Below are 26,721 nucleotides of genomic sequence, written 5' to 3'. Positions count from 1 at the left end.
CCTTAAAGACGTATTCTAGCCGTCTTCCACGCAAGACGAAGAACCATGGATCGCAAGCTGCTTGACCTGCTGGTGTCGCCGGACACCCGCCAGCCCCTGTCCCTGCTGGATGGCAAGGGCCTGGACGCCCTCAACAAGGCCATTTCCGCCGGCTCGGTGAGCAAGGCCGATGGCAACCCGCTGGCCCAGCCGCTGCGCGAAGCACTGGTCACCCGGGACCGCAAGCAGGTGTTCCGGGTTGACGATGGCATTCCGGTGCTGCTGGCCGAAGAGGCCATCCCGACCGCGCAGATCGCTGACTTCCCCGCCGCATGACCACCCTGCCGACGCCGGATGCGGCCCTGGTCGCGGCCGATGTCGCGCGCGCGTTGTCCGAGGACCTGGGCAGCGGTGACGTCACCGCCGCCCTGCTGCCCGACCAGGCCGACAGCGCCTACCTGCTGTGCAAGCAGGATGCGGTGATCGCCGGCCGCCCCTGGTTCGATGCCACCCACCGTGCACTTGACCCGGACGTGCGTATTGAATGGCGCGTGGCCGAGGGTGACCACGTTGCCGCCGGCACCGTGCTGGCCCTGCTGCACGGCCGCAGCCGCAGCCTGGTCAGCGCCGAGCGCACCTCGCTGAATTTCCTGCAGACCCTGTCGGGCACCGCTACCACCACCGCCCGCTATGTGGCGGCAGTGGCCGGCACCGGCACGCGCATCCTCGATACCCGCAAGACTCTGCCCGGCCTGCGCCTGGCGCAGAAGTACGCGGTGCGCTGCGGCGGCGGCGACAACCACCGCTTCGGCCTGTACGACACCGTGATGCTGAAGGAAAACCACATCCGCGCCGCGGGCTCGCTGCCCGCAGCGGTGGCTGCCGCGCGCCAGCATTGGCCCGAGCTTCCCCTGGTGGTCGAGGTGGAGGATCTGGATCAGCTGCAGCAGGCGCTGGTTGCCGGCTGCGAGCGCATCCTGCTGGACGACTTCGATGCGCCGCTGCGCCGCGAAGCCGTGCGCATCACCGCCGGCCGCATTCCGCTGGAAGTATCAGGCAGCGTCGGCCTGGAGGGACTGCGCGCCATTGCCGAGGACGGCGTGGACTGCATTTCCATCGGCGGGCTGACCAAGCACGTGCAGGCCATCGACCTGTCGTTGAAGCTGGGACCGCCGCCGGATTGATGCCCGCTCCGGGGTCAGATCCCTTTTCCGTGGGAAAAGGGATCTGACCCCATCTCTCACTGCCGGCCAGCGGCCGGCACTAGCGTCAGTGCCTTCACGATTCGGCTACGCCTGCCTCTGCGACGCTGCGGTCATCCCCCACAGGAGCCGCGCATGCGCCGGATGCTGTTCCCCGCCTGCCTGCTGCTGGCGGCTGCGCCGCTCTCTGCTGCAGCCGCCGAAGCCTGCGATGTGCCGCCGCGCTACGGGCTGAGCCCGCTGGCGGTCTCCATCCGCAATGCCGCCTGCAACGAACACCGGTTGTGGTACCGCCCTTTCATCGACCGCGACGGCCGCGCCGCCAGCCTCAGCGTGACCGAATCGGAAAACGAGCACCTGGCCGACAATGGCCTGATCGCCTGGCAGCGCGTGGCCGGCTACTGGCGCGACAGCGGCACGCTCAACGCGATGGGCAGCATCCCCGGCGCCAGCAGCTGCCTGGCGCCGCTGGGCACGCGCTACACCGACAGCGACTGCCGCGCCTTCCTCATCGACAATCCGTGGTCGGCCGCCTTCATTTCATGGGTGATGACCCGCGCCGGTGTGCCCGGCTTCAACACCTCACCGCGGCACATCGACTACATACGCGCGGCCTACCAGGCCGGACCGGCCGGCGTGCCGTACCGGCTGACGGACCCTGCCACGACCAAGCCCGCCCCCGGCGACCTGCTGTGTTTCCTGCGCGACCGCAGCAGCACGCTGAGCTACAGCGGGCTGGTGCAGGCGCTGGGCAATGGTTCGGTCGGGCACTGGAAATCGCACTGCGAGGTCGTGGTGGCCGCCAACCTTGGCGGCGACCAGACCCTTTATCTGGTCGGTGGCAACGTGATGAACACCGTGGCCATGCGCCTGCTGCAGCTGGACCGCAGCGGACGCATCCAGCTACCGCCGGCACGCTCGCGCGACAGCACCGGCGTGGAGCCCAGCTGCACGCCCGGGCGCGAAGACGAATGCAGTTTCAACCGCCAGGACTGGGCGGCACTGCTGCAGTTGAATGCCACTGCGCCCGCCACATTCGTCCCGCCTGCTGCAGCGACCGAACCTGCGGTGGATCGCTGACGATCACGCTTGATCCAGCGCGGTTTCGCCGCCATCTTGGCTGCATCGACTCAAGACACTCCCTGCCATGCCCACCCTGCTCCTGTTGCTGATCGCTGGCGGTATCGTCTATTTCTTCTGGAACGCGGCACGCTCGGCCGCCGAACGCGCCGTGGAACTCGGCCGGAATGCCTGCCGCGCCGCCGATGTGCAATGGCTGGACCAGGCCGTGCACGCCACGGGGATGCGCCTGTCGCGCGGTGAAGATGGCCGGCTCGGGTTCGAGCGCACCTTCAAGTTCGAGTATTCCTATGACGGCATCGATCGCCACGTCGGCCGCATGGTGCTGCGCGGTGATCAACTGGTCTCATTCACTGGCCCGGGGGCGGCGCGGATCAGCCGGATCCGCGCGGATGTCGATGATGCCGAGGACATCTAGGCGGTAGATGCCTGAGGGTGTGCCGACCAACGGTCGGCACCTACCGATGCCGAGGATGTGCCGACCAACGGTCGGCACCTACCGTTATTTGACCACGCGCAGGTTCGGGCGCCCCTTGGGCGGCGGGCTGGTCGGCGGCGTGTCATCCGACGGCGCCTCGCCATCGTGCAGCGATTCGTCACTGGCCGGCGCCGGCTCCGTGCCCGGAATATCGTCCGGCAGCGCCATGCCCTGCCCGGTCTCGCGGGCATACACGGCCAGCACCGCGCTGATCGGCACCTGCACCGGGTAGCTGGTGCCGGAGAAGCGCGCCGAGAAGCTCACCATCTCGTTGTTGATCATCAGCTGCACCACCGCGCGTTCGGCGATGTTGAGCACGACCCGGCCATCCTTCACCGCCGAAGGCGGGACCTGGACGCCGGGCACGCCGGCATCGACCAGGATGTGCGGGGTGAGCTGATTGTCGTTGATCCATTCCACCAGTGCCCGCAGCAGGTACGGGCGGTGGCTGGTCATGTGGAAGAAGTCGTCGGTCATGCGTGAAGTGTACGCGCCCGACGCCCCTGCCGGGGCAGATCGCCTGCATGCCGGTGGGCATGCAGACGGGATATGCCCGCCGGGCTCAGCCCGGCAGGTCGCGCAGCTTCTTTTCCTGGTCCGTCAGGCTGCGGACAAACCCCGGGTGGCGGAAGATTCGGTTGCCGTAGTCCTCGATGGCCTTGCCATCCTTGGGCAGCGGCACATCCAGTGACTGCAGGCGCCAGATGATCGGCGCCATGGCGCAGTCGGCCAGGCTCATTTCCGGGTTGAGGAAGAACTTGCTGGCCTTGAACAGCGGCAGCGATGCGGTCAGCAGTTCCTTCAGCCGCTTGCGGCCGGCCTCGGCCTGGGTCTTGTTGCCCAGCTGGATGGCCTGCACCTGCGGCACCCAGTCGTGTTCGATGCGCAGCATGGCCAAGCGGATGCGGGCACGCGAAAGCGGATCGACCGGCATCAGCGGCGGATGCGGGTAGCGCTCGTCGAGGTACTCGCTGACCACCGAGGCGGCGTACAGCACCAGCTCGCGTTCGACCAGGGTCGGCACCGAGTGGTAGGGGTTGAGGTCGATCAGATCTTCGGGCGGATTCTGCGGGTCGACAGGAACGAAGTCATAGCTGACCCCTTTGGCCGCCAGGACCAGGCGCACCCGGTGGCACAGGACATCATCGTTCGAGGAAAACAGCGTCAGTGTATTGCGCATGCGTACGCTCGCCGCCATCAAAGGCTCTCCCACGACAGGAGACCGCCTGCCGCATCGGCGCCGCCAGCACCGTGCCGGCGGTCGACTCCTCCCCGAGTGTGCAACCGACCATCACAAAAGCCAATAGCCTTTGGGCATGGCCGGAAGCAGAATCAGTGCACGTCCTTCCAGTATTCCTTCTTCAGCAGGTACAGCAGGAAGGTCAGCAGGGCCAGGAACAGGATCACCCATACGCCCAGCTGCTGGCGCTTCAACGCGGCCGGCTCGCCGGCGTATTCAAGGAAGTTGGTGATGTCCCGCACGGCCTGGTCGTACTGCCCGGCATCAACGCTGCCCGGCGCTTCGATACGCAGGCCGGTAACCGGCGGATCCATGCCCGGCGCCTCCGCCTTGCCGTGCACCGCGTGCTGCAGGCCCTGCATTTCCCACAGCGGGTTGGGCATGGACGCATTGGCGAACAGGGCGTTGTTCCAGCCCAGCGGCCGGCTGCTGTCCAGGTAGAATGACTTGAGGTAGGTGTAGACCCAGTCGCTGCCGCGCACCCGCGATATCAGGCTGAGGTCCGGCGGCATCTTGCCGAACCACTTTTCGGCCTGTTCCTTGGGCATCGCCACCGGAACCGGATCGCCGATCGCTGAGCCGGTGAAGTTGAGGTTGTTCATCACCTCTTCCTCGCTCAGGCCCAGGTCCTGCGCCATGCGTGAATAACGCAGGTATTTCAGCGCGTGGCAACCCGAACAGTAGTTCATGTACAGCTGCGCGCCGCGCTGCAGCGATGCGCGGTCACCCAGGTCGTTGCCGGCCTGCAGCAGCTTGGTGCCACCCTCGGCGGCAGAGGCCAGGAAACTGCCCAGCATCAGGGTGGCCATCAGGGCCAACCGGACCATCCAGCGATCAGTCATGGGTGGTCACCCTCTCCGGTACCGGCTTGGTCCTGTCCAACCTTGTCCATAGCGGCATGGTGATGAAGAACGCGAAGTACAGGAAGGTCAGCACCCGCCCGACATAGGTTTCATGCGCATCGGTGCCGGGGCCGGAACCGATCACGCCCAGCCAGACGAAGCACACGGCGAACACGCCCAGCAGCACCTTCGAGAGCAGGCCGCGGTAGCGGTAGGACTTGACCTTCGCACGGTCCAGCCACGGCACCAGGAACAGGATGGCGATGGCCGAGAACATCACCAGCACGCCACCCAGCTTGTTGGGCACCACGCGCAGCATCGCGTAGTACGGCGTGTAGTACCAGACCGGCTTGATGTGCTCGGGCGTCACCAGGCGGTTGGCCTCGGTGAAGTTGTCATGCTCCAGGAACAGCCCGCCAAAGGCCGGTGCGAAGAAGATGATGAAGGCGGCGATGATCAGCAGGAAACCGGCGCCGACGCCATCCTTGAGCGTGTAGTACGGATGGAACGGGATGCCGTCGGCCGGCGCGTTCGGCGACCAGCGGTTGCCCTTCGGCCCCTTCTTGATTTCCACGCCATCGGGGTTGTTGGAACCCACTTCGTGCAGCGCGCCCAGGTGCAGCACCACCAGCAGCAACAGCACCAGCGGCAGGGCGATGACATGCAGGGCGAAGAAGCGGTTGAGCGTGGCGTCACTGGGCAGGTAGTCGCCCATGATCCATTCGGTCAGGCCGTTGCCGATGACCGGTATCGCCCCGAACAGCGAGATGATGACCTTCGCGCCCCAGAACGACATCTGGCCCCACGGCAGCACGTAACCCATGAAGGCTTCGGCCATCAGCACCAGGTAGATCAGCATGCCGAGGATCCACACCAGCTCGCGCGGCTTCTGGTAACTGCCGTACAGCAGGCCGCGGAACATGTGCAGGTAGACGACGATGAAGAACAGCGAGGCACCGGTGGAGTGCATGTAGCGGATCAGCCAGCCCCACTCCACGTCCCGCATGATGTATTCAATGGAACCGAACGCTTCGGCGGCGTTGGTCTTGTAATGCATCGTCAGGAAGATGCCGGTGACGATCTGGTTGACCAGCACCAGCAGCGCCAGTGAACCGAAGTAGTACCAGATGTTGAAGTTCTTCGGCGCGTAGTACTCGCTGACGTGCTTGCGGTAGACCGGCATCAGCCCCGGCGCGCGGGCGTTGACCCAGTCGGCCACGCCGCTGGCGGTACGGGCGAGGATATTGGCCATCAGGCTGCCCCCTGCGGATCGACACCGATGATGATGGTGTTGTCGTCCTGGTAGTGGTGCGCGGGCACCTTCAGGTTGATCGGCGCCGGCACGTCCTTGAAGACGCGGCCGGACATGTCGAAGCGCGACTTGTGGCAGGGGCAGAAGTAGCCGCCCTTCCACTGCGGGTCGTACGGCTCGGGCCGGATCTCGGCCACCATTTCAGGCGAACAGCCCAGGTGCGTGCACAGCCCGACCAGCACGGACACATCCGGCTTGATCGAACGCAGCTCGGGGTTCTGCTTGAGCACGTAGTCCGGCTGCTGGTCCTTCTCGCCGGACTCGGGGTCCTTGAGACGGCCATCCAGCCCATGCAGCGCGTCGAGGATGGCCTTGGACCGTTTGACGATCCAGATCGGCTGGCCACGCCATTCCACGATCAGGCGTTGGCCTTCCTGCAGAGCGCTGATATCGGCCACCACCGGTGCGCCGGCAAGCTTGGCGCGGGCACTGGGGTTCCAGGATTTGATGAAAGGGACTGCGGTGAATCCGACGCCGACGGCGCCCACCACGGCTGTGGTGGCAGAAAGAAAACGCCGACGTCCGGTGTTGACTGGATCGTGTACCCCATCGTTGGCCATCCGGCACTCCGATATTGATTAGGTAGCTTTAAGGCTGCCAGCGGATCCGGTGGGGGCCAGAGCCGCATTGAATCATGGGCGAGTGTAGCGGAACCGTCGCGCGCCACACAACGCATTGCAACAATCTTTGTAAGGTGTGCCGACTAACAGTCGGCACCTACCGACAGTCGGCACCTGCCATCGAATGCGTGCCGACTGACAGTCGGCACCTACTGCTTGCTCAATTCCGTGCGGTAGCGGTCGGCCAGCTGGCCGACGCGGCGCACGTAGTACTGGGTTTCACTGTAAGGGGGAACGCCACCGTGGCGGTCGACCGCGCCTTCGCCGGCGTTGTAGCCCGCTGCGGCCAGGGTCAGATCGCCATTGAAGCGCTTGAGCAACCACGCCAGATACTGCACGCCACCACGGATGTTCTGGCTGGCATCGTAGGAATCACTGACCCCGAAGCGTGCGGCGGTCGGTGGCATCAACTGCATCAGGCCCTGCGCGCCGGCGCGGCTGAGCGCGGTCGGGTTGTAGGCCGACTCCGCATGGATGATCGCGCGGACGATCGCCTCCTCCACCCCGAACTCGCGCGCGGCCGAGGCGATCTCGGTCTGGAACGAGGTGGTGTTGAGGCGCACGGTGCCGAAGTTCACCCGCGGGTTGGCCCCGCAGGCATAGCAGCGCTCCATGAAGCTGTAGCGGATGGTGCGCACCGGACCCAGGTTGGCGACCTGGGTGGGGCGTGCGCTGGTGTAGTGGCGCACGCCATCCTGCATGTAGGAGTAGACCTGGCCACTGACCATGCGGCCACCACGCGCAGCGGCGGCAGCAGGCACGGGTGCGGGCGCGGCGGCAACGGCGGGGCTGGCGGCACTGGCGGCCACGGCCACCGGATTGCGCTCGGCACTGGCTACCTGGGTCGGGGCAGGGCTGGCGCTGGCACTCTGAACCGGCACGGCGGCCGGTACCGCACGCGGCGTGGCCGGGCGACGGGTATCACGGGTGTAGCTGATGGTGCTGCAGCGCGCACCGGGCACGCGCTTGCTGACATAGCTGGTGACACCGTCCGCGCCCTGGCACTTGAACAGGGTACCGGCGCTGGCCGGCGCAGCGGTCAGCGCAGCGATGATGATCGCCGTGGTCCCCAGTATCCCCTTCATGGCGGCGAGTGTCCCAGCTTCGCTCCGGCTTGCCAAGCGGCCCGGCTCAGTCCGTGACCGCCGGCACAGCCAGCAGCTGGGCCAGCCCCGCCAGGCGCTGGGCCAGTTCATCGCGCAGTTCCACGGGCGTGGTCCATAGCGCCACCGGCAGCCGGTCCAGGCTGAGGATCTGGGCCAGCATCATGCCGCGGCTCTCGGCGCCCATGCGCAGCATGCAGTGGTCGGCACCGTCGGGCTCCAGCACCCCGCACCAGGGCGGAATGCGCCCTTCCAGTTCGGCCTGGCTGCCGGCCAGACGCAGGACCGCCTGCAGGCTGAAAGGCGCCTGGCTGACGGCCTGCCGGACCATCACGACGGGCGGAGCCGGGGTGCGCCGGTGCATGCCGGGCTCCGGTTGCAGCCGCACCGCGCCCATGCGGTCGACGCGCAGGGTACGCCAGTCCTCGCGGACCCGGTCCCAGGCCAGCAGGTACCAGCGACGGCCATAGTTGACCAGATGCTGGGCCTCCACCTGGCGCTGGGTTACCACGTCCTGCGCGCTGCGGTACTCGAACGCCAGGCGCGCCGCCTGCCGGCAGTGCTGCGCCAGCTGGCCGAGCAGGCGCGCATCGGTGGCCGGCAGCTCGGACAGGGTGGCGGTGGCGGCGTGCACCTCGCCCGCCTGCTGGCGCCGCCGTGCCGGCACCAGCGGGTCGAGCTTGGAAAGCAGGCCGCGGGCGGTGTCATCAATGCCCGACACGGTGGCTGAGGCGGCACGCAGGGCAATGGCCAGCGTGGTGGCCTCCTCTTCGTCCAGCAGCATGGGCAGCACGGGCGCACCTGCGCCGAGGCGGTAACCACCCCCTACCCCGGCCGAGGCCTGCACCGGATACCCCAACTCGCGCAGGCGCTCGATGTTGCGGCGGATGCTGCGCCGGTCCACGCCCATGCGCTCGGCCAGTTCAGCGCCGGACCAGTGGCGGCGTGCCTGCAGCAGGGCGATCAGGCGCAGCAATCGGTGGGCGGTATGACGCATGATGAATCGAGGACAGAAGTCGTCCGTGATTGTGCCCCACGATGGCCTCCCGCTTCACCACCCATCGCAAGGAGCACGTCCATGACCGCACGCCAGATCACCCTCTACCACGCCGCCCGTTCACGTTCGAGCGGCGCGGTCGCCCTGCTCGAGGCACTCGGCGCCGATTACCACCTGCAGGTGCTGGACCTGAAGGCCGGCGCCAACCTGGCCCCGGCCTATCTGGCCATCAACCCGATGGGCAAGGTGCCGGCCATCCATCACAACGGCGCGTTGGTCACCGAACAGGTGGCGATCTACCTGTACCTGGCCGACCTGTACCCGGAAGCCGGGCTGGCACCGCCGATCGGCGATGCGCTGCGTGGCCCCTATCTGCGCTGGATGGCCTTCTACGGCGCCTGCTTCGAGCCGGCAATGATCGATCGAGCGATGCGCCGCGACCCGCCCCCGCAGTCGATGTCGCCCTACAACGACGCCGACACCGTGCTGCAGGTGGTCGAAGCGCAGCTGGCACAGGGGCCGTACCTGCTCGGGGAGACGATGAGCGCCGCCGACGTGCTGTGGGGCAACGCCCTGGCCTGGACCACCGCGTTCGGCCTGGTGCAGCCGGCCCCTGCCACGGCGGCCTACATCACCCGGATGGCGGCACTGGCCGCGTTCGACCGGTCGCGGCAGATCGACGCGGAGCTGGTCGCGGCCTGACGGGTGCGGTAGATCCACGCCATGCGTGGATGAATTCCGCCGGGCATGGCCCGGCGCTACCGGCGGGCGGTGCGGGATACGGGTAGAATTGCCGGCTTTCCCGCCACCCGAATGGATTAAGCGCCATGACCGGGACGCCAGACGTCTTTCCGCCCGCCTCGCCGGGCGGTACCCCGCTCGTTGCCCTGCCCACTGGTCCGCGCAAGCCCGACCAGGTGAAAGGCAAGCTCTACATCAAGACCCACGGTTGCCAGATGAACGAGTACGACTCGGCCAAGATGGCCGACGTGCTTGCCGCCAGCGATGGCCTGGAACTGACCGACCGCCCGGAAGACGCCGACGTCATCCTGGTCAACACCTGCTCCATCCGCGAAAAGGCGCAGGAGAAGGTGTTCAGCCAGCTGGGCGTATGGAAGGGCCTGAAGAACAAGGGCCGTGAGGTCATCATCGGCGTGGGCGGCTGCGTGGCGTCGCAGGAAGGCGAAGCGATCATCAAGCGCGCGCCGTTCGTGGACCTGGTGTTCGGCCCACAGACCCTGCATCGCCTGCCGGAACTGATCCGCGCCCGCCGCGAGCAGAAGCGCCCGCAGGTGGACATCAGCTTCCCCGAGATCGAGAAGTTCGACCGCCTGCCGGAGCCACGCGCCGACGGTGCCTCGGCCTTCGTCTCGATCATGGAAGGCTGCTCCAAGTACTGTTCGTTCTGCGTGGTGCCCTACACCCGCGGCACCGAAGTCAGCCGCCCGTTCGAGGACGTGGTGGTGGAAGTGGCGCAGCTGGCTGCCCAGGGCGTGCGCGAGATCAACCTGCTTGGCCAGAACGTCAATGCCTATCGCGGCCCGTATGGCGATGGCGAGTTCGCCGACCTGGGCCTGCTGATCCGCACCATCGCCGAGATCGATGGCGTTGGACGCATCCGCTTCACCACCTCGCACCCGCTGGAGTTCAGCGACTCACTCATCGACGCGTTCCGCGACGTGCCGCAGCTGGCCAACTTCCTGCATCTGCCGGTGCAGGCTGGCAGCGACCGCGTGCTGTCGGCAATGAAGCGCGGCTACACCGCGCTGGAGTTCAAGTCGAAGATCCGCAAGCTGCGCGCGGTGCGCCCGGACATTTCGATCAGCTCGGATTTCATCGTCGGCTTCCCCGGCGAGACAGACGCCGATTTCGAGAAGACCATGAAGCTGATCGAAGATATCGGCTTCGACCACAGTTTCTCCTTCATCTACTCGCGTCGCCCGGGCACCCCGGCGGCCGACCTGGAGGACACGATCAGCGATGCGGAAAAGCATGCGCGCCTGTCGCGCCTGCAGGAACGCATCAACGCCCATGCGGCCGGCATCTCCGAAAAGATGGTCGGCACCGTGCAGACCGTGCTGGTGGAAGGCCCCTCGCGCAAGAACCCGAACGAACTGACCGGCAAGACCGAGAACATGCGTTCGGTGAACTTCCCGGCGCCGGCGCGCCTGATCGGCCAGTTCGTCGATGTGGTGATCACCGAGGCGTTGACCAACTCGCTGCGGGCGCGGGTGGTGGCCGAGTAAGGCGTGCCGAGCAACGGTTGGCCTGTGTCGGTCGGATCGCTGCAAGGGCGCCGACCGTGGCCGCACGGCGGGCGTGGTGATTTTCTCACCACGCTACGAAAAAGCCTGCTGCACAAGGTTCTGCGTCACCTATCCACAGGTTGATTGGGCTTCGTTCCACAGCGGATGTGGAAAAGCTGCGGTGTTAGAGCGGCGCCTACCGCACTGCGGCTGCGACTGGTCGGCCAAGCGACATGTTTGCCTCTGCGGATTACTCGAACCCCTACTCTCCGGGAAATCCGATCTTCGAGGTTCCAAAGCTGTACTTGGTTTCCATCAGCTTTTTCACCGGGCCCATGCCTTCCACGGTCATCTTGCCGTCGGGCGTACCGCACCGCGTGCCCACCTGCGTCCTGCCGTACTGCAGTTCGGCTTCACGACTGCGCTTGGGGCGGGGGTCCGGCTCCCACCAGGGGAAATGGGCGTACGGCTTGTTAGTGGAGACTTCGTAGCGCCAGCAGACGAACGAGAGTGATTCCTTGCCGGTGGCGTCATAGTCGTAGACGCGGTACGAACTGTAGCCGCTGGTAAGCGGCGTGAGCTTCAGCACGCCTTTTTCTGCGTAGGCACGCAGGTTCTCGGTGTAGCCGTCAGCAGGGACCGGGCCAGACAGGATCACGCGTGTGAGCTTGCCGCTCTTGTCATAGTTTTCCTGCCGATTCAGATCCAGCATGCGCCATTGGCGTTCGTGGGGGTGCTTGGCGCCTGGGCCGAAGAACTCGAAAATCCGTTTGTGCGATCGGTGCCGGTACTCGCGCACGCGGGTGTAATCGGTTATGCCCTCGAACAGTCCTGTGGCCAGTTCCATTGGAACGCGCTCGCCCGGGAATCGGTAGAGCAACTTCTGTTGACCATCCTGACTGCGCTCAGCGAAAAGAGCTGTCGCATCGGCGGGAACGATCGCGAATGAGTTGTCTTCAATTCCACTAATTCCTCCTTTCTCGCTACCATGAAACATGCTACCGATCCGCCTACGCTGATTGGCAGCATCCATGTAAATGCTTCCGCTTGCATACCATGCGCCATCGGTAGCCTCTGTTCCAATGCCGGTGTCCTCGCGATAGGGATTCTCACCCGCCTTACGCGTGGCTTGCTTCCTCAAACCAGACGCCAGCGTTCCATCGAGCCGGTAGGTGAAGTACCAAGTCGTGCTCTTGGAGGTTTTCTCACGGAGTTGAGAACATGTGAATCCTGGATCCTCCGACACAACCAATCCGGAAGCCTCACTCGCCACCTCTACACGCCCCTGTTCGTCATACAGCGCACAGAACGTTGTGACCTTCCGCCCCGCCGCATCGACCTGTTGAATCGACGTCAACTGACCTGAAGCGTCATAATCAAGCTCGTGCGTTTTGTAGATCTCGAAGTACGGGTACACATGTCTGACCGCGGGGTTCAGGCCTGCAGGGAGGGATTTACCGATCAATTTGGACTCCCTCCTTTTCCACTCCTCGGCGCGGCAGATCCGCTGCCCTTGAATGCTTTTTTCCAAGTAGTAGACCGAACCACCACTTGAATCAAACGGCTTGTTTTGCAAATCACTGGCTTGAGGGTCCATATCAATTCGTACGTAGGGGGCAGCGGTGTTCGCGCGATCAAGGCTGGCGGCTACTGCGGACCTTTCGCCAATCTCCTTCGGCGCGAATTTGACCACAACGGTGCCTGTCTGAGACAGGGCACCAATTTCATTTATAGAACTGCAGTCCGCAAACGCAGTGCGTACAACGCATAGGCCGCTTAAGACCAACACCCCGCTCAACAATTTATGCCTGCTCATGCCCGCTCTCCGTGTTCCCCGTGAACAGCTCGAACTGAGTAAGCTAACTCACTGGACCTAGACTCGAGATCAGGCTCGACTGCAATGATCTCACTCGGCATCTTGGCAGCCGGATCGTCCATACCATTGCCCCAGAGCAACGGCATCGTGACCCAGAAGCCCTGTATTCCCTTTCGCTTGTCAGCACCCCTCAGAAACTTTGTCGCCTTTTCCGCATCATGCCGTCCGACGGCGCTGGTCACGTAGTTGGTCACAACGCTCGGCTCCAGCATGAATTCCGGCCGCAGATCCGGCGGCTGTGCATACAGGCATCGGCGTACGTGCCCGTTGTCGTTCAGACCATCACTCGGGAAACCGTGAAACACGTGGTCGTAGCGCGTAAAGGAATCACGCGGAACATTGGTAAAAACACGCTGATAAGCAATTGAATTTTCATCTGCCAGCCTCCTTATCTCCGCCCATGTGATCGAGCTTGCAGGCCTATCGACATTCAAGGTCGGAACATCCTTGTGGAACCACGGGTAGCATGATTCAGTTTCGCTGGAAAAATTGAACAACTTCTTGCCCTTTTCAGGAATCTCTTCAAGTTCCTGCCCCAGGAATTTTTTCCACAACCTCATCCGCAGATCCCGCGCAAACTTCCGCGTAATCACCCGCATCCCATTCCCCAGATCCATCGGCTTAGCCTCCCCATCTACGATCACCGCCGCAATCTCGGTGTCCCCCGTGCCCAGCAGGCTGCGGTCATTGCAGTTGGCACTGCCAATAATGGCCACGGCGTCATCCACGATCAGCAGCTTGGAGTGCACGTAGCACTGTTCGGTGACCACATACAGCGATGGACCGTTCTCACTGCCTATCGTGTGCGGCGGCAGGTGATCTTTGCGCCGGGTTTCCGCCAGCACCCCGTAACTCCTCAGGTTCATCACCGACAGATATTCCTTCCACCGGCCCGCTTTCACTTCCGCCTGCAGGTCGGCCTCTTCCACGCTCGCCTCGCGAATGCTTTTGTCGCGCGCAATCAGTGAGCGGCAGATGCGCCGGATCAGGCTGTCATCGCCGCGCAGCAGGGTCTGCTGCACCCAGTACTGCTGCTTCAACACTGCGCCATCGGCGAGGCTGCCCTCCGGGTGCACTGGCAAGGTGATGTACACATGGAAACCCTGGCCGGCCAGGATCGCGCGGCGTATGCGTGCGGCAAGGGTGGCCACGAGTGGGTTGCTGGCAGCCGACTTCACGCCCTGCGTGCGGGTCACCGCCGCCTGCACGACATCGGTTTTCCCCAGCGGACCACTCATGCCGATCGCCCTGTCGACCCGCGCCACCTTTTTCTTCTCCGCGTCGGTCAGGGGCCGACGCTCGCCTTCCTTGATCGATGTCTCCACCACGCTGCCCGGTCCGGCATCAGACCAACCGCAGTCGGATATCAGGAACTGGGTTTCCAGATACACGAAGGCGCTCGCCGAGGCGATGCAGTTGACCATCGCATCCAGGATGGAATGCATGGGCTGGTTGCGCTCCCAGTACGGTTGCAGACAGCTGGCATCGTCCAGGTTCAGGCCGAACTGCTTGCACCCTTTCTTCTCCAGCGCATGCAAGGCCGTACCAGACGATCGCAGGATCTGCACATTCATGCCGCCAGCCGTGCCTGGGAGAGTCAAGTCGCCGAACAGTTCGGCCGTGCCGCCCATGGACGCCAGCCACTGGTCCGTCAGCGCGGTCAACTCCATGCCACGTGCCAATGTTGTCTGCTCGGGCATGCCCGTACCGAGCCACTCATTGGCTTTAGTCACGGCCTTGTTCATGGCGCTGCGCGCTGCCATGCCGACCTCGCGGTCGCCGCGCTGGTTCTGCCACACCATGGCGTTCCATCGGTGCATGAAGTTGCAACAGAGATCGAATACCGCCGGTCCCTCAAGCCGCGCATGCACGTCCTGCCAAGGCATGCGGGGCTGGCGCCCACAGTCGAGCAGTCGCTGGGTGCGATCAATCGGTGTGTTGATCCACTTCACCAGCGCTTCCCAGTCCTTTCTTGCATTGTCGAACTTTGCCTCGATCTCGGCCAGCTGGCCCTCGATGTCCGCCACCAGGCTGCGTGGATTGAGGATGTAGCCCGCTGTTCTGGCGGCCTTCTGAAACGGACGCAGCGCTACCGCCCTGACTTCGGCTTTGCGTTCGTCCAGCCAACTGCCGACCTTGACGGCTTGTATTCGGGTGAATCCACCGACCGCGCGCCCCGCAGCCCTTGCCGCTTCAGTGGGATTGAGCTTCACCGCTTCATCAGCGGCCCGATTGGAAGCCGCAATGACGTCGGCGTACTCCTTTTCGATCTGCTCAAGCTGCTTCTGAATGACCAGGAACGTCCTGGCAACGGTGCGATGGATCGCTCGGCCTTCTTCCACGCCGTCAATGACCCAATCAGCAAGTACCTCCAATCCCTTGCGCTGCAATGCTTCGGGAAGACCCAGCTTGTCCGCGTAGTCCTGAAGCTCGGCCAGCGCTGCACCGGCGTCCCAGTGCGCCTTCATCTGATCCACTGCGATGGCAAGGCCAGGTACGTACGCCTGGGCAAAGCCGGGGTGGACACGGCCGGCCGCGTCCGGCCTGGTATCGGGCTTATCCACGGTGAGCGCTTTCTCGTCATCCGTCATGCCCCGATATTTGCTCAGGCAGTTGTTGTAGTGATCATTGAGCACGTGAAGCGCCGGGGCGCAGACCACATCGAAGTTGCCGTCGTCCCATCGACCGTGCGCGATGTCCAGCCCCCCAACGAAGCCGATGTGCCCATCCACGACCAGGATCTTCTGGTGGTGCGAGAAGGCGATGTTGAAGGCATCGGTGCGGCCGGTGGCCGGGTTGTGCAGGCCGACCTGAACCTGCCCCGGCGTATTGGCATCCTGCATCTTGTACAGGGCCGTACGCGCCTCGTTCTCGTGGGTGTACGCCGCCGCTTCGACACTGTCGTAGAGCAGCACCCGTACATCCACGCCGCGCTGGTTGATGGCGTCGAACAACAGCTCGCTCAGGCGGCTGGCATGGGCGCCTCCACGATTGTCCAGTTCGGTGTCGAAATTCATCTGCCAGTCGGCGATGAAGATGAACTTCTGCGCGCCGCGGATGGCATCGGCCATCGCCTTCATCGCCGAACGGCCATCGGTGTATGCATCGACCCTGTTGCCTTGCCGGACAGGCGCGAACTGGCGATCCGGCGGCGCGTAGTAGTCGCCGCTGGTCGTGCCCTTCTGCCCATCCAGGCAGGTCAGGGTGGTATGCGGGACGCTGCCCAGTGTGGTGCCGTCTGCCATGACTAGATCTCCTTGCGCTGGGCGGGGTCGGCGTCGATATGCGACTGGAACTCGTACTCGGCGCGCTGCCGATAGGCGTACAAGGCGGCATCGTCGGGCAGGTCCGCCAGCGTCTTGCCGTAATTGATCGCCTCGAGCGTGTCCAGCGTGACGCGCACGCCGGGCGAACTGCTGTACGACCTGGGCCGCTGCAGTGGAATCACATCGATGCCATGCACCAGGAACAGACGCCCCGGGAACCGGCCGGCGTCGTTCCAGATCCTCTCGCACAGGGCATCGTCCAGGCTGACGTCGCCCTGCGCATCTGCCTCGCCCTCGGCCAGCGTTTCGGCCCAGCTTTCCGGCACCAGCGCACCGTCACGCAGCTCGGCGTCCAGGGCCTGCCGGGTACGCACGATCTTCCAGGCCTGGCCTGCCAGTGGCATGCCGTGGGGCCCGGGGATGTCCTGCAACCGGAAGGCCAGCTTCGGAACATGCTCGCTGAGCACGCTGGTGGGCATGTCCGGCAACGGCTGAGTCAACTGCGCCGGGCCCTCGAAGAACGTCTGGCCAGCATGCACGGTGAGGGTGCCGGGACAGTTCACCACGAGGTTGCCGCCTTCAAGAGTGATGCTCGCGCCACCAGCGGTTGCAATGTGCAGCGTACGGGCTGCCGCCAGTTGGACCGATGCATGGGCACTGACGGTGCGCAGCGGGGCCCGTGACTGCAGGTTGATCGCTGCAGACTGGGCCTGGATGTCCAGCTCGGCCTGTCCGGCCACGACGCTCAGCGCAGCATCGCCAACAGCGGTTGGACTACCGGCCGCCAGCATGCCGACCGCCTGCCGCGCATGCAGGCGCGCTTGGCCCGCCACGCTGACGTCGCTGTTCTGACCACTGCCCAGCGCCACATGCTGTGCACTGTGCCAATGCAGGGCTTGCCCGGCCACCATGGCAACCCCGGCATGCCCACACAATCCAAGGGTCGGCGAATCGGTATGTGGCACCTCACCGGCCGCGGACCGACGAGCGCCCTCCGCGCAGGCCTGCGCATACGTCTGGCCGGAAACGCTGGCACGGGCGACACGCTGCAGGCCGGCCAGACCGGCGCTGTCCTCGGGTGGCGCGTGGGCGGCGAGGCCGACCGTGCCGTGCGTGATGCCCGTTGCATGGCTGGTTTCGGCCAGGGTGGCAGCCTGCTGCAGCAGCGCGCTGGCCCCCACCACTTCCCCGGCGGGCGACGACGCGCCATGGGGCCGCGCAGTCAACCACACGCCACGCTCTGCGCGCAGGGTTCCCCACGCATCGGTGCGCAGTTCCAGCCCCTCACCGCGCAGCGAACCGCGATGGTTGTCAGCCTGGTGCAGCAGATGCCCCAGATTCAGTTCACTGCTGGCCTGGCTGCTGGCCAGCTGCAGGCGCAGTTGTGCATCGGAATCATCAAACAGCAGGCGGTTGTAGCCGGTGCCGGACCACTCGCTCGACTGGATGCCCCAGAGCGCTCCCGCGTGTCGATGCTGGCCGTCTCCAGGTGCCATCGCATGCCAGGCCGGCGCGTGTCCGCCCGTAGCGTTGCCCTGCGCACTGGGCCCTGCGTCGGTCGCCCGACCAAACAGGTCTGGATCGGTTGCCGCCACCGTCGTGCCCGCAGGCGACGAAGTGACGCCAGCTTCGCCACGCCCGTTGTACAGCGCGCCAAGTACCAGCGGCCGGTCGATGTCGCCCTCGAGAAACCCCACCAGCACCTCCTGGCCGATGCGTGGCAGGAACTGCGCGCCAACCCCCGGCCCGGCATAGCGCTGTGCCACGCGCATCCAGCAGGTGGCGTCGGCATCGGCCGTCCCCTGCAGGTGCAGGCGCACGCGGATCCGCCCCTGGCTGTCCGCATGCAGGTCCGCATCATCGCGGCCACCACCGCCGATGACCGTGGCGGTCTGGTAGCCGGGCGCAAGCGGCCGCGGATTGATGCGCTCCCCCGTGCCATCAGGCAACACAGGCCGCCATGGTTTCTGCTGGTCAACGGCACGGAAGCGATTGACACAACCGGTTGCAGCCGCCGCGTCCAGCGGCGCACCCGGCAACGACCTGCTGGCTTCGAGCCACGCCGAGGGCGGCTCGGCGCGCGGCGGCACGGAAACTGTGGCCAGTGGCGACGGGTTGCACCCGTGGTGGAGCACCTCGATCGGCAGGATGACCGGTGCGGAAGGCATGCCGGTGCCGAGTACGCGGATGAAGCGACCGGCCTGCAGACTGCGGACACTCCCCGCCCCCACCCAACCGGCCAGGCTTGCTTCGTGCGCCTCCGCCGCGCGACGGGCACGGCACTGCCCATCACGGGCGCGGGCGAAGGCATGGGCGCCGGCCGGATCGTAGATCTCACGCGGACTGCCGTCTGCGCCCTGCAACGGCAGTTGGACATGACGCACCACAGGCCCGTGATAGTCACTGGTGGAAAGGGACAGTCGGTTGCTGCCCAAACGGCGATACGGACCCAACTGCTGCAGGGTGTCCGCTGTTTCGGTGCCGTCATTGCGATGGAAGCGGACCCCGCCATCGCGGGCCGACTGAGTGTTTTCCGGCTGCACGGTGCTGTCGAAGAACATCACCAATGTCAGTTCATCGCCGCATTGGCCGTCGAACGCGCAGGCGATTCCCTCTTCAGCGAGCAGGCGCAGGATGAATGCCAGATCCGGCTCCCGGTACTGCACGCAGTAGCTGCGGACAGGCGCAGCGGCCAGGGCCGCCACGGCATCGTCGCTCCAACGCCAACGGGCCAGTTCACCATGTGCGCCCAGCACGTCGTCAACGATGTCACGCACGCGCCGCTCCTGATACACCCGGCTGTGCCGGGCATGTCCCAGAAACCACGTCCATGGCACATAGTGCAGACGGTAGCGGGCCAGTCCGCCGTCGCTGCCCAGCAGGCTGGCTTCGGCGACGTGCCCCCGTCGGTGATGGTCCCGCCCGTCGTCCAGGCGAGTGACCAGCGACCCGCGGCTGCCCAGCCATTCCTCCATCGGCAGGCTGGCATCCGGGTGTAGAACGTCCACCCAGTAATCGAATCCGCTGGCAAGGTGTTCATGTCCCCACCATTGTTCGATGAACAGGGGGGGCAGACCGTCGGCCTGCAGGCGGTGCAGCTGGCGGTCGGGCTCCAGCCCGACCAGGGAAGCAAGCGCGCAATGCGCACGTGAAGCGTCCATGACCTCTCCTTTGCCAGGCGCGCTGGCGATGTCCCTGTCGCCGGCCCGCTGACCTCGGATCCGGCTCTTACGGCGGTGTCGCGCAGCACTCTGTCCCGACGAGAGCCGGGCATCTTCCCCCCGCGGCCTCTGATATGGCTCTGCCAGCCCTGCCCTCCGGCCGTGACGCTTTTTTCACCACCCGCTCATGGAGCCTGTGGCACAAGCAATCCAGCTGTCTATCCACAGCTTTCCGGCAAACCGGTCCACACACGATGTGGAAAACGCCTCACGCTGGCCGTGCGGCCCTGCCGCGCGCTACCCTTGTCCCCTGAACCGATTGCGGCGCAAGGCTTCCGCCCTACCTGATCCATGAAAAGCATCGAGCATCGAGATTTCACCCTGTCGCCGGAAGACAACGAGCGGCTGGCCAACCTGTGTGGCCCGTTTGACGGGCATTTGCGACAGATCGAGCTGAAGCTCGGCGTGGAGATCGCCAACCGCGGCTTCGTGTTCCGCATCAGCGGGCCGGGCGAAGCCATCGTCGAGGCGCAGAAGCTGATCGAGGCGCTGTACGTCGAAGCCGCCGAGACCACGTTCGACAGCCACGCCATCCACCTGCGCCTGGCGCAGGCCAATGTCGAGCAGATCGCCGAACGGTCCTATGAAGCACAGGACGTGGCGATCAAGGTCAAGCGCGGCACCGTGCGCGGCCGCGGCGCCAACCAGGGCCGCTACCTGCACCAGATCGCCACCCATGACATCAACTTCGGCATCGGCCCGGCCGGTACCGGCAAGACCTTCCTGGCCGTGGCCAGCGCGGTCGAAGCCCTCAACGAATCGCGCGTGCAGCGGCTGATTCTGGTGCGACCGGCGGTGGAAGCCGGCGAAAAGCTGGGCTTCCTGCCCGGCGACCTGAGCCAGAAGGTCGATCCCTACCTGCGCCCGCTGTACGACGCCCTGTACGAAATGATGGGCGTGGAAAAAGTGGTCAAGCTGCTGGAAAAGAACGTCATCGAGATCGCGCCGCTGGCCTATATGCGTGGCCGCACGCTCAACGATGCGTTCGTGATCCTGGACGAGGCACAGAACACCACCATCGAACAGATGAAGATGTTCCTGACCCGCCTGGGCTACGGCTCCACCGCGGTGGTGACCGGCGATCTGACCCAGACCGATCTGCCCAAGCATGTGAAGTCGGGCCTGCGCGATGCGATCGACGTGCTGCGCGAAGTCGAAGGGGTCAGCTTCACCTTCTTCGAGTCGCGCGACGTGGTCCGCCATCCGTTGGTGGCGCGCATCGTCAGCGCCTACGACCGCCGTGACCTGCATCAGATTCAACCTGGAGCGACCCCGTGACCAAAGGCCCCGTGCGACTCGACGTCGCCATCAGCTACGCCCTTCCCCGCACCGGCCTGCCGGCGGCAGTAAGCTTCCGCAAATGGGTGGCTGCCGCCCTGAAGGGACGCATCCGCGAGGCCGACCTGGCCATCCGCGTGGTCGACGCCAAGGAAGGCCAGTCGCTGAACCGTCATTACCGTGGCAAGGATTACGCCACCAACGTTCTCAGCTTCCCGGCCGACGTGCCTGAGGGCCTGCCCAAGGGCGTGAAGTTCCCGTTGCTGGGTGACCTGGTGATCTGCGCGCCCGTGGTGGCCCGCGAGGCCGACGAGCAGGGCAAGGCGTTGAATGCCCACTACGCGCACCTGACCGTGCATGGCGTGCTGCACCTGCTGGGCTGGGACCACGAAGACGACAAGGAAGCCGAGGCGATGGAGCAGCTGGAGCGCGAAATCCTCGCCGAGTTGGGCATCGAGGATCCTTACGCCGGCGAGCGCTGACTTCGGCTCCCGCTGGGGCCAGCTCCTGCTGGCCTGTACCAGCCCCCGTTGCCGGCCAGCGGCCGGCACTACCTGTGCGCGATCATGTGGTGTAGATCCGCCTGACATCCAGCCGAGCATGGGCTCGGCACTACAACGGAGCCCCCTTCGTGCTGCTGCGTACTGCCCTGCCCCTGCTGCTCGCCTCCCTCGCCGCCTCCGCTTCGGCCGCTCCGCTGGACCTGCCGGCGCTGATCGAATGCCGCCAGGGTGTAGCCGACCACGCCGCGCTGACCCCGCTGCTGGCGGACCCGCTGAAGGCGGTGGCCAGCGGCCTGCAGCCGCTGCCGCAGGCCAACCCGTTCATGAGCGAGTTCCGCCTGGCCAATCCGATCACGGTGTTCGGCCAGCAGACCGACCACGTAGCGGTAGCCGGTGCCAGCGTCATGGCCGTGCTGGAACAGGCCGACCCGCACCCCCTGGCCACGCGCCTGGCGCTGGAAACCGGCTACGACCAGGACGGCAAGTTCATGGCCGGCCGCGAGGTGGTCAGCCGCGATGTGACCGACCCGAAGACGGGCGAGGCCCGGATCGAATCGATCATCCTCAGCGTGTCGACCGTGGCCAGCCACCCCGGCCGGACCCTGGCCGGCTGTACCTACAGCCTGGATCTGCCGGCCGACGACGAGGTCCCGGACGCTGCCCCCGACGGTCACTGAAAGGCCCCAACATCCTGCTAGACTGGGGACAACGCCCGGCTCGCCGGGTGCCCTTTTTCCAGAGATGTCAGAAGACGACAGTAGCAGCTCCTCCCAGGAGCCCCATGAAAAGAAGCGCGGCTGGCTCGAACGCCTGACCTCCGCCTTCTCCGGCGAACCCCATACCCGCGACGAGCTGGTCGCTGTCCTGCACACCGCGCAGGACGAGGGTCTGATCGCCGCCGATACCCTGAAGATGATGGAAGGCGCCATTTCGGTGGCCGAGCTGACCGTGGGCGACGTGATGATCTCGCGCTCGCAGATGGTCTCGCTGCCGGTCGAGGCGCCCTTCCTGGACCTGATGAAACAGGTCGTCGAATCGGGCCACTCACGTTTCCCGGTGCACGGCGAGAACAAGGACGACATCCTTGGCATCCTGCTGGCCAAGGACCTGCTGCGCGGCGTAGTGGCCGACAACGGGCCGGCCAACGTGCGCGAGCTGCTGCGCCCGGCGGTACTGATCCCCGAGGCGAAGAAGCTCAACGTGCTGCTGAAGGAGTTCCGCCTGTCGCGCAACCACATGGCCATGGTGGTGGACGAGTACGGCGGTGTCGCCGGCCTGGTCACCATCGAGGACGTGCTGGAACAGATCGTCGGCGAGATCGACGACGAGCATGACGAGGCCGAGGATCAGTCGGCGCAGATCGCCATCCAGGCCGATGGCCGTTACGTGGTCGATGCGCTGACCGCCATCGGCGATTTCAACGAACGTTTCGGTGCCACGTTCTCCGATGAGGACTACGACACCATCGGCGGCCTGGTGACCGAAGCCATCGGCCACCTGCCCGAGGTGGGCGACGAGCTGGCCCTGGACCGCTTCATGTTCCGCGTGGCCCGCGCCGATGCGCGCCGGGTGCAGGCCTTCCACGTGACCGTGCTGCCGCCGGACGAGCAGGACGACGCGTGACGCGCCGGGGCCCGTTCCAGCCCGTGCGCCTGGCGGTGCGCCTCACCCTGTGGCTGGCACTGTGCGTGCTGGCCATGGCCCTGCCGCAGGCGGCGTTCGCGCAGGCCGCGGCGGTTGCGCCGGCCGCCGTCACCGCCGCCCCGCAGGAGGCACAGCCGCCGCGCATCGGCGTGGTGACCATGCAGCCGGGCACGGTGTTCTTCGAGCGCTTCGGCCACGATGCCATCGTGGTGCTCGATCCGGTCAGCGGCGAAGCGATCTCGTACAACTTCGGCTACTTCGATCCGACTGAAGCGGATTTCATCAGCCGGTTCGCCCGCGGCGACATGATGTATTACCTGGTGGCGCTGCCGCTGCAGCAGGATCTGTCGTACTACGACGAGACCGGCCGTGGCGCCAGCGTGCAGTGGCTGGACCTGCGCCCGGACCAGGCCCGCGCCCTGGCCGCCGGGCTGGCCGAACGCGCCAAGCCGGAAAACGCGCGCTACCACTACGACTACTACACCGCCAACTGCGCCACGATGGTGCGCGACACCTTGAACCAGGCACTGGATGGCGGCCTGCACGCGCAGCTGTCCGGGCGCTCGCGCGGCAACACCTACCGCAGCGAATCGGTGCGCCTGGCTTCGCCGGCACCGTGGATGTGGCTGGGCTTCGACGTCGGCCTGGGGCCGTTCGCCGACCAGCCGCTGTCGCGCTGGCAGGAAGCCTTCGTGCCGATGCGCCTGGCCGATGCGCTGCGCCAGGTGCGCAACAGCGATGGCCGGCCGCTGGTGCAGAGCGAACAGGAACTGCTGCCGCACCGTATCGATCCCGAACCGAAGGAGTTCGCCCGCCGCTGGTGGCCGTGGCTGCTGTGCGGCCTGGTGATCGCTGCCGGCGTGTTTGCACTGCGCAGCCGGCCGCGCCTGCTGGCCGGCCTGGCCCTGCCGTTCTGGCTGCTGTGCGCCCTGCTGGGCGGTGTGCTGGTGTTCCTGTGGGGCTTCAGCATCCACTATGCCGCCTGGGCCAACCGCAACCTGCTGCTGTTGTCGCCACTGGCGGTGCTGCTGCTGCCGGGCGCCATCGCCCTGCTTCGCCGGCGCGTGCCTGGCCGCATGTTCAGGATCGTGCTGTGGCTGCTGGCCGCACAGTCGGTGGCCGCGCTGGTGCTGCACTGGCTGACCCTGCAGGCGCAGTACAACGTGCAGTGGATCGTGCTGCTGCTGCCGGTGCACGCGGCCCTGGCATGGGCGCTGGGGCGTCGTCCTCACTTGTCCAAAACACCCCGCTGACGCACGATGGCGGGCATGTCATTGCCCGCCTCCGCTTCCGCACCTGTTTCCGACAACCCGGCCTGCGTCATCAACTGCGTCCACTACGATGACCAGGGCAAGCGCCACGACATCAGCCTCGATGCCATCAGCGATGTCATCGCCAGTGGCAACGGTTTTGTCTGGGTTGGCCTGTTCGACCCCAAGGATGATGTGCTGCTGAAACTGCAGGAAGAGTTCTGCCTGCACGACCTGGCCATCGAAGACGCGCGCAATGCGCACCAGCGGCCGAAAGCCGAGGCCTACGGCAATTCGCTGTTCGTGGTGATGACCACGGCGCAGATGGTCGACGAGCGCATCCAGTACGGTGAGACCCATGCCTTCCTCGGTCCGCGCTTCCTGGTGACCGTGCGCCACGGCGCATCGCTGTCGTATGCGCCGGTACGCGCACGGGTGGAACGCGAACCGCAGCTGCTGAAAATGGGGCCGTCCTACTGCCTGTATGCGGTGACCGATTTCGTGGTCGACAACTACCTGCCGATCACCACCCGCTTCCGCGACACCTTGGATCTGCTGGAGAAGGACATCTTCGCCGAGACCTACAAGCGCAGCACGGTGACGCGCCTGTATGAGCTCAAGCGCGAACTGAACAAGATGCGCATGGCGGTGGCACCGCTGCAGGACGTGCTGGCCCAGCTTCGTCGTTACCAGGGCGACCTGATTCCCGACGAAGTGAAGCTGTACGTGCGCGACGTGCACGACCACGCCGCGCGCATCAGCGATGTGATTGATACCCTGCGCGAGATGCTGGGCACCGCGCTGAGCGTGAACCTTTCGCTGGTGACCCTGGCGCAGGGTGAAACCGTGAAGCGCCTGGGTGCGTGGGCGGCACTGCTGGCCGCGCCAACTCTGATCACCAGCTGGTACGGCATGAATTTCAGCCACATGCCCGAATTGAACCAGCCGTGGTCGTACCCGCTGATGATCGTTGGCGTGGGCGCGGTGTGCGTGGTCCTGTACCGGTTGTTCAAGCGCGCGAAATGGTTGTAGGGCGTATCGACCAACGGTCGATACCCGCCAGGCACGATGACCAACGGTCGATACCCACCAGGCACGATGACCAACGGTCGATCCCCACCGGACGGCGGGGTTGCGGTGGGTAGTGCCGGCCGCTGGCCGGCAACCAAGCCCGGCCGGCCAGCGGCCGGCATTACCATTTGGCATCAAGCCACGTAGACGGTCTTGATGTTCATGAACTCATGGATGCCGTGGTCGGCCAGTTCGCGGCCGAAGCCGGACTGCTTGCTGCCACCAAAGGGCAGCCGCGCATCACTCTTGACGATGGCGTTGACGAACGCCGCGCCGCATTCCATGCGCTGGGCGAATCGTTCGCCGCGCACCGGATCGCTGCTCCACACGCTGCCGCCCAGACCGAACCGGGTGTCGTTGGCCACGCGCAGTGCTTCGGCTTCGTCCTGCACCCGGATCACGGCCGCCACCGGCCCGAACAACTCCTCGTCATAGGCGGGCATGCCCGGTCCCACCTGGTCCAGCACCGTGGCCGGATAGCCGGCATGGCTGCCGGCGATCGGTTCGCCGCCCAGCAGGACGCGCGCCCCCTTGGCCACGCTGGCCTGCACCTGCGTGTGCAGCTCATCGCGCAGATCGGCGCGCGCCATCGGCGCCAGGGTGGTCCCACGTTCATTGGGGTCGCCATACTGGCGCTGCGCGGCGGCGTCGACAAAGCGCCGAGTGAACTCCTCGGCCACGGCCTCCACCACGATGAAGCGCTTCGCCGCGATGCAGGTCTGTCCGCTGTTGTCGAAGCGCGATTTCACTGCCGCGGCAACGGCCTTGTCCAGGTCGGCATCCTCCAGCACCACGAAGGCATCGCTGCCGCCCAGTTCCATCACCGATTTCTTCAACTGGCTGCCCGCATTGGAAGCGATCGAGCGCCCTGCCCGCTCGCTGCCGGTGAGGGTCACCGCTTTCACCCGCGCATCGCGCAGCACCTCGGCGGCCTGGTCGTTGTCGATGTGCAGCACATCGAACACCCCATCCGGCAGGCCACCGTCACGGCATACCGCCAGGATCAGGTCGGCACACTGCGGCACGTTGCTGGCATGCTTGAGCAGGGCCACATTGCCGGCCATGAAGGCGGGGGCGAGGAAGCGGAACACCTGCCAGATCGGGAAATTCCACGGCATCACCGCGAACACGCAGCCGATCGGCTCGTAGCGCACGTAACTGCGCTGCGCTTCGGTATCGATGATCTGCGGCTTCAGATAGTCCGCAGCATGGTCGGCGTAGAACTCGCAGGCCGCTGCGCACTTGTCGACCTCGGCCAGGGCTTCGGCCTTGAGCTTGCCCATCTCGCCGGTCATCGCCTGCTGCAGGTCGTCGCGGCGCGCACGCAGCTGGGCGGCGATCTGCTTGAGGATGGCGCCACGATCCTGCAGCGAACGTTCGGCCCACGCCGGAAAGGCATCGGCTGCGGCCTGCAGGCGCTGCTCGATATCGGCAGCGCCGATGAGTTCATGGCGGTAGGTGACCTGGCCGGTGGCCGGGTTGACGATTTCGACGGTCATGGGGGATCTCCATC

The 26,721-nt window shown here is 65.6% G+C and carries 23 protein-coding genes; 12 read left to right on the top strand and 11 right to left on the bottom strand.

The annotated features are described in order from the left end of the window. Nucleotides 1–45 precede the first annotated feature (45 nt). The 4 genes from C1924_RS07075 to C1924_RS07060 all read left to right on the top strand — a co-directional run bounded on the left by C1924_RS07075 (nt 46) and on the right by C1924_RS07060 (nt 2,679). A complete protein-coding gene (locus C1924_RS07075; RefSeq protein ID WP_108764660.1) occupies nt 46–315 on the top strand; it encodes a Trm112 family protein in 270 nt (89 codons plus the stop codon). Beyond that, nucleotides 312–1,163, top strand: a complete 852-nt coding sequence (gene nadC, locus C1924_RS07070) for a carboxylating nicotinate-nucleotide diphosphorylase (RefSeq protein ID WP_108764659.1) — start codon at nt 312–314, stop codon at nt 1,161–1,163. Before C1924_RS07075 ends, nadC begins: the two co-directional genes overlap by 4 nt. A gap of 153 nt (nt 1,164–1,316) precedes the next feature. Continuing rightward, entirely contained in the window at nt 1,317–2,261 is a 945-nt protein-coding gene (locus tag C1924_RS07065; RefSeq protein ID WP_108764658.1) for a DUF2272 domain-containing protein, read from the top strand. 67 nt (nt 2,262–2,328) lie between these two features. Further along, complete coding sequence (locus C1924_RS07060) at nt 2,329–2,679, top strand: DUF3301 domain-containing protein (protein WP_108764657.1); 351 nt, start codon at nt 2,329–2,331, stop codon at nt 2,677–2,679. A gap of 84 nt (nt 2,680–2,763) precedes the next feature. On the opposite strand, the gene C1924_RS07055 is transcribed toward C1924_RS07060, so the two are convergent. From C1924_RS07055 to C1924_RS07025, 7 genes are all read right to left on the bottom strand, one after another. After that, nucleotides 2,764–3,216 (bottom strand): ClpXP protease specificity-enhancing factor, encoded by a 453-nt coding sequence (locus C1924_RS07055; protein ID WP_108764656.1) that lies wholly within the window; start codon nt 3,214–3,216, stop codon nt 2,764–2,766. Nucleotides 3,217–3,301: 85 nt separating this feature from the next. Beyond that, on the bottom strand, nt 3,302–3,937 hold the full coding sequence (locus tag C1924_RS07050; protein ID WP_108759619.1) for a glutathione S-transferase N-terminal domain-containing protein: 636 nt from the start codon (nt 3,935–3,937) through the stop codon (nt 3,302–3,304). Nucleotides 3,938–4,071: 134 nt separating this feature from the next. Then, nucleotides 4,072–4,821, bottom strand: a complete 750-nt coding sequence (locus C1924_RS07045; protein ID WP_108764655.1) for a cytochrome c1 — start codon at nt 4,819–4,821, stop codon at nt 4,072–4,074. Then, nucleotides 4,814–6,073 (bottom strand): cytochrome bc complex cytochrome b subunit, encoded by a 1,260-nt coding sequence (locus C1924_RS07040; RefSeq protein WP_108764654.1) that lies wholly within the window; start codon nt 6,071–6,073, stop codon nt 4,814–4,816. The genes C1924_RS07045 and C1924_RS07040 overlap by 8 nt, the downstream gene beginning before the upstream one ends. Beyond that, a complete protein-coding gene (gene petA, locus C1924_RS07035) occupies nt 6,073–6,693 on the bottom strand; it encodes a ubiquinol-cytochrome c reductase iron-sulfur subunit (protein ID WP_108764653.1) in 621 nt (206 codons plus the stop codon). Before petA ends, C1924_RS07040 begins: the two co-directional genes overlap by 1 nt. A gap of 209 nt (nt 6,694–6,902) precedes the next feature. Further along, nucleotides 6,903–7,838 carry a lytic transglycosylase domain-containing protein gene (locus C1924_RS07030; protein WP_108764652.1) on the bottom strand — a complete coding sequence of 312 codons (936 nt, stop codon included), beginning with the start codon at nt 7,836–7,838 and terminating at the stop codon, nt 6,903–6,905. 46 nt (nt 7,839–7,884) lie between these two features. Beyond that, nucleotides 7,885–8,853, bottom strand: a complete 969-nt coding sequence (locus C1924_RS07025; RefSeq protein ID WP_108764651.1) for a WYL domain-containing protein — start codon at nt 8,851–8,853, stop codon at nt 7,885–7,887. Between the two features lie 81 nt (nt 8,854–8,934). Here C1924_RS07025 and C1924_RS07020 point away from each other — a divergent pair, with 81 nt between their 5' ends. Continuing rightward, nucleotides 8,935–9,555: a glutathione S-transferase family protein gene (locus C1924_RS07020; protein ID WP_108764650.1), complete on the top strand. Its 621-nt coding sequence runs from the start codon at nt 8,935–8,937 to the stop codon at nt 9,553–9,555. A gap of 125 nt (nt 9,556–9,680) precedes the next feature. Next, nucleotides 9,681–11,099, top strand: coding sequence for a tRNA (N6-isopentenyl adenosine(37)-C2)-methylthiotransferase MiaB (gene miaB, locus C1924_RS07015; RefSeq protein WP_108764649.1), 1,419 nt, complete (start codon nt 9,681–9,683; stop codon nt 11,097–11,099). A gap of 262 nt (nt 11,100–11,361) precedes the next feature. Here miaB and C1924_RS20275 read toward each other — a convergent pair whose 3' ends face one another. From C1924_RS20275 to C1924_RS07000, 3 genes are read right to left on the bottom strand one after another with little or no spacing between them, the layout of a single operon-like run. After that, nucleotides 11,362–12,915, bottom strand: a complete 1,554-nt coding sequence (locus C1924_RS20275) for an RHS repeat domain-containing protein (protein ID WP_159094763.1) — start codon at nt 12,913–12,915, stop codon at nt 11,362–11,364. Then, nucleotides 12,912–16,220, bottom strand: coding sequence for a phospholipase D-like domain-containing protein (locus C1924_RS07005; protein WP_108764647.1), 3,309 nt, complete (start codon nt 16,218–16,220; stop codon nt 12,912–12,914). The genes C1924_RS20275 and C1924_RS07005 overlap by 4 nt, the downstream gene beginning before the upstream one ends. A 2-nt stretch (nt 16,221–16,222) precedes the next feature. Further along, nucleotides 16,223–19,402, bottom strand: coding sequence for a type VI secretion system Vgr family protein (locus tag C1924_RS07000; RefSeq protein WP_108764646.1), 3,180 nt, complete (start codon nt 19,400–19,402; stop codon nt 16,223–16,225). Between the two features lie 351 nt (nt 19,403–19,753). Here C1924_RS07000 and C1924_RS06995 point away from each other — a divergent pair, with 351 nt between their 5' ends. The 6 genes from C1924_RS06995 to C1924_RS06970 all read left to right on the top strand — a co-directional run bounded on the left by C1924_RS06995 (nt 19,754) and on the right by C1924_RS06970 (nt 25,169). Continuing rightward, nucleotides 19,754–20,740 carry a PhoH family protein gene (locus C1924_RS06995; RefSeq protein WP_108764645.1) on the top strand — a complete coding sequence of 329 codons (987 nt, stop codon included), beginning with the start codon at nt 19,754–19,756 and terminating at the stop codon, nt 20,738–20,740. Beyond that, nucleotides 20,737–21,222 (top strand): rRNA maturation RNase YbeY, encoded by a 486-nt coding sequence (ybeY, locus tag C1924_RS06990; protein WP_108764644.1) that lies wholly within the window; start codon nt 20,737–20,739, stop codon nt 21,220–21,222. Before C1924_RS06995 ends, ybeY begins: the two co-directional genes overlap by 4 nt. A 152-nt stretch (nt 21,223–21,374) precedes the next feature. Next, nucleotides 21,375–21,920: a hypothetical protein gene (locus tag C1924_RS06985; RefSeq protein ID WP_108766996.1), complete on the top strand. Its 546-nt coding sequence runs from the start codon at nt 21,375–21,377 to the stop codon at nt 21,918–21,920. A gap of 64 nt (nt 21,921–21,984) precedes the next feature. Continuing rightward, entirely contained in the window at nt 21,985–22,866 is an 882-nt protein-coding gene (locus C1924_RS06980) for a transporter associated domain-containing protein (RefSeq protein WP_108764643.1), read from the top strand. A 74-nt stretch (nt 22,867–22,940) separates the two neighbouring features. Then, nucleotides 22,941–24,140: a DUF4105 domain-containing protein gene (locus tag C1924_RS06975; RefSeq protein WP_108766995.1), complete on the top strand. Its 1,200-nt coding sequence runs from the start codon at nt 22,941–22,943 to the stop codon at nt 24,138–24,140. 6 nt (nt 24,141–24,146) lie between these two features. Next, nucleotides 24,147–25,169 (top strand): magnesium and cobalt transport protein CorA, encoded by a 1,023-nt coding sequence (locus C1924_RS06970; RefSeq protein WP_108764642.1) that lies wholly within the window; start codon nt 24,147–24,149, stop codon nt 25,167–25,169. 173 nt (nt 25,170–25,342) lie between these two features. Here C1924_RS06970 and C1924_RS06965 read toward each other — a convergent pair whose 3' ends face one another. Then, a complete protein-coding gene (locus C1924_RS06965) occupies nt 25,343–26,707 on the bottom strand; it encodes an NAD-dependent succinate-semialdehyde dehydrogenase (protein WP_108764641.1) in 1,365 nt (454 codons plus the stop codon). Nucleotides 26,708–26,721 lie beyond the last annotated feature (14 nt).

The sequence above is a fragment of the Stenotrophomonas sp. ESTM1D_MKCIP4_1 genome (assembly GCF_003086895.1).
Lineage (GTDB): Bacteria > Pseudomonadota > Gammaproteobacteria > Xanthomonadales > Xanthomonadaceae > Stenotrophomonas.
Note: the sequence above shows the minus strand (reverse complement) of the source record. Positions and strands in the feature narration are given on the sequence as shown.

Coding starts and splice junctions, on each gene's coding strand:
- C1924_RS06975 (WP_108766995.1), top strand. CDS start 22,941: ATGGCCCTGCCGCAGGCGGCGTTCGCGCAGGCCGCGGCGGTTGCGCCG.
- petA (WP_108764653.1), bottom strand. CDS start 6,693: ATGGCCAACGATGGGGTACACGATCCAGTCAACACCGGACGTCGGCGT.
- nadC (WP_108764659.1), top strand. CDS start 312: ATGACCACCCTGCCGACGCCGGATGCGGCCCTGGTCGCGGCCGATGTC.
- C1924_RS07020 (WP_108764650.1), top strand. CDS start 8,935: ATGACCGCACGCCAGATCACCCTCTACCACGCCGCCCGTTCACGTTCG.
- C1924_RS07065 (WP_108764658.1), top strand. CDS start 1,317: ATGCGCCGGATGCTGTTCCCCGCCTGCCTGCTGCTGGCGGCTGCGCCG.
- C1924_RS07045 (WP_108764655.1), bottom strand. CDS start 4,821: ATGACTGATCGCTGGATGGTCCGGTTGGCCCTGATGGCCACCCTGATG.
- C1924_RS07075 (WP_108764660.1), top strand. CDS start 46: ATGGATCGCAAGCTGCTTGACCTGCTGGTGTCGCCGGACACCCGCCAG.
- C1924_RS07040 (WP_108764654.1), bottom strand. CDS start 6,073: ATGGCCAATATCCTCGCCCGTACCGCCAGCGGCGTGGCCGACTGGGTC.
- C1924_RS07050 (WP_108759619.1), bottom strand. CDS start 3,937: ATGGCGGCGAGCGTACGCATGCGCAATACACTGACGCTGTTTTCCTCG.
- C1924_RS06995 (WP_108764645.1), top strand. CDS start 19,754: ATGAAAAGCATCGAGCATCGAGATTTCACCCTGTCGCCGGAAGACAAC.
- C1924_RS07060 (WP_108764657.1), top strand. CDS start 2,329: ATGCCCACCCTGCTCCTGTTGCTGATCGCTGGCGGTATCGTCTATTTC.
- C1924_RS06965 (WP_108764641.1), bottom strand. CDS start 26,707: ATGACCGTCGAAATCGTCAACCCGGCCACCGGCCAGGTCACCTACCGC.
- C1924_RS07000 (WP_108764646.1), bottom strand. CDS start 19,402: ATGGACGCTTCACGTGCGCATTGCGCGCTTGCTTCCCTGGTCGGGCTG.
- C1924_RS07025 (WP_108764651.1), bottom strand. CDS start 8,853: ATGCGTCATACCGCCCACCGATTGCTGCGCCTGATCGCCCTGCTGCAG.
- C1924_RS20275 (WP_159094763.1), bottom strand. CDS start 12,915: ATGAGCAGGCATAAATTGTTGAGCGGGGTGTTGGTCTTAAGCGGCCTA.
- C1924_RS07030 (WP_108764652.1), bottom strand. CDS start 7,838: ATGAAGGGGATACTGGGGACCACGGCGATCATCATCGCTGCGCTGACC.
- C1924_RS07055 (WP_108764656.1), bottom strand. CDS start 3,216: ATGACCGACGACTTCTTCCACATGACCAGCCACCGCCCGTACCTGCTG.
- C1924_RS06970 (WP_108764642.1), top strand. CDS start 24,147: ATGGCGGGCATGTCATTGCCCGCCTCCGCTTCCGCACCTGTTTCCGAC.
- C1924_RS07005 (WP_108764647.1), bottom strand. CDS start 16,220: ATGGCAGACGGCACCACACTGGGCAGCGTCCCGCATACCACCCTGACC.
- miaB (WP_108764649.1), top strand. CDS start 9,681: ATGACCGGGACGCCAGACGTCTTTCCGCCCGCCTCGCCGGGCGGTACC.
- C1924_RS06980 (WP_108764643.1), top strand. CDS start 21,985: ATGTCAGAAGACGACAGTAGCAGCTCCTCCCAGGAGCCCCATGAAAAG.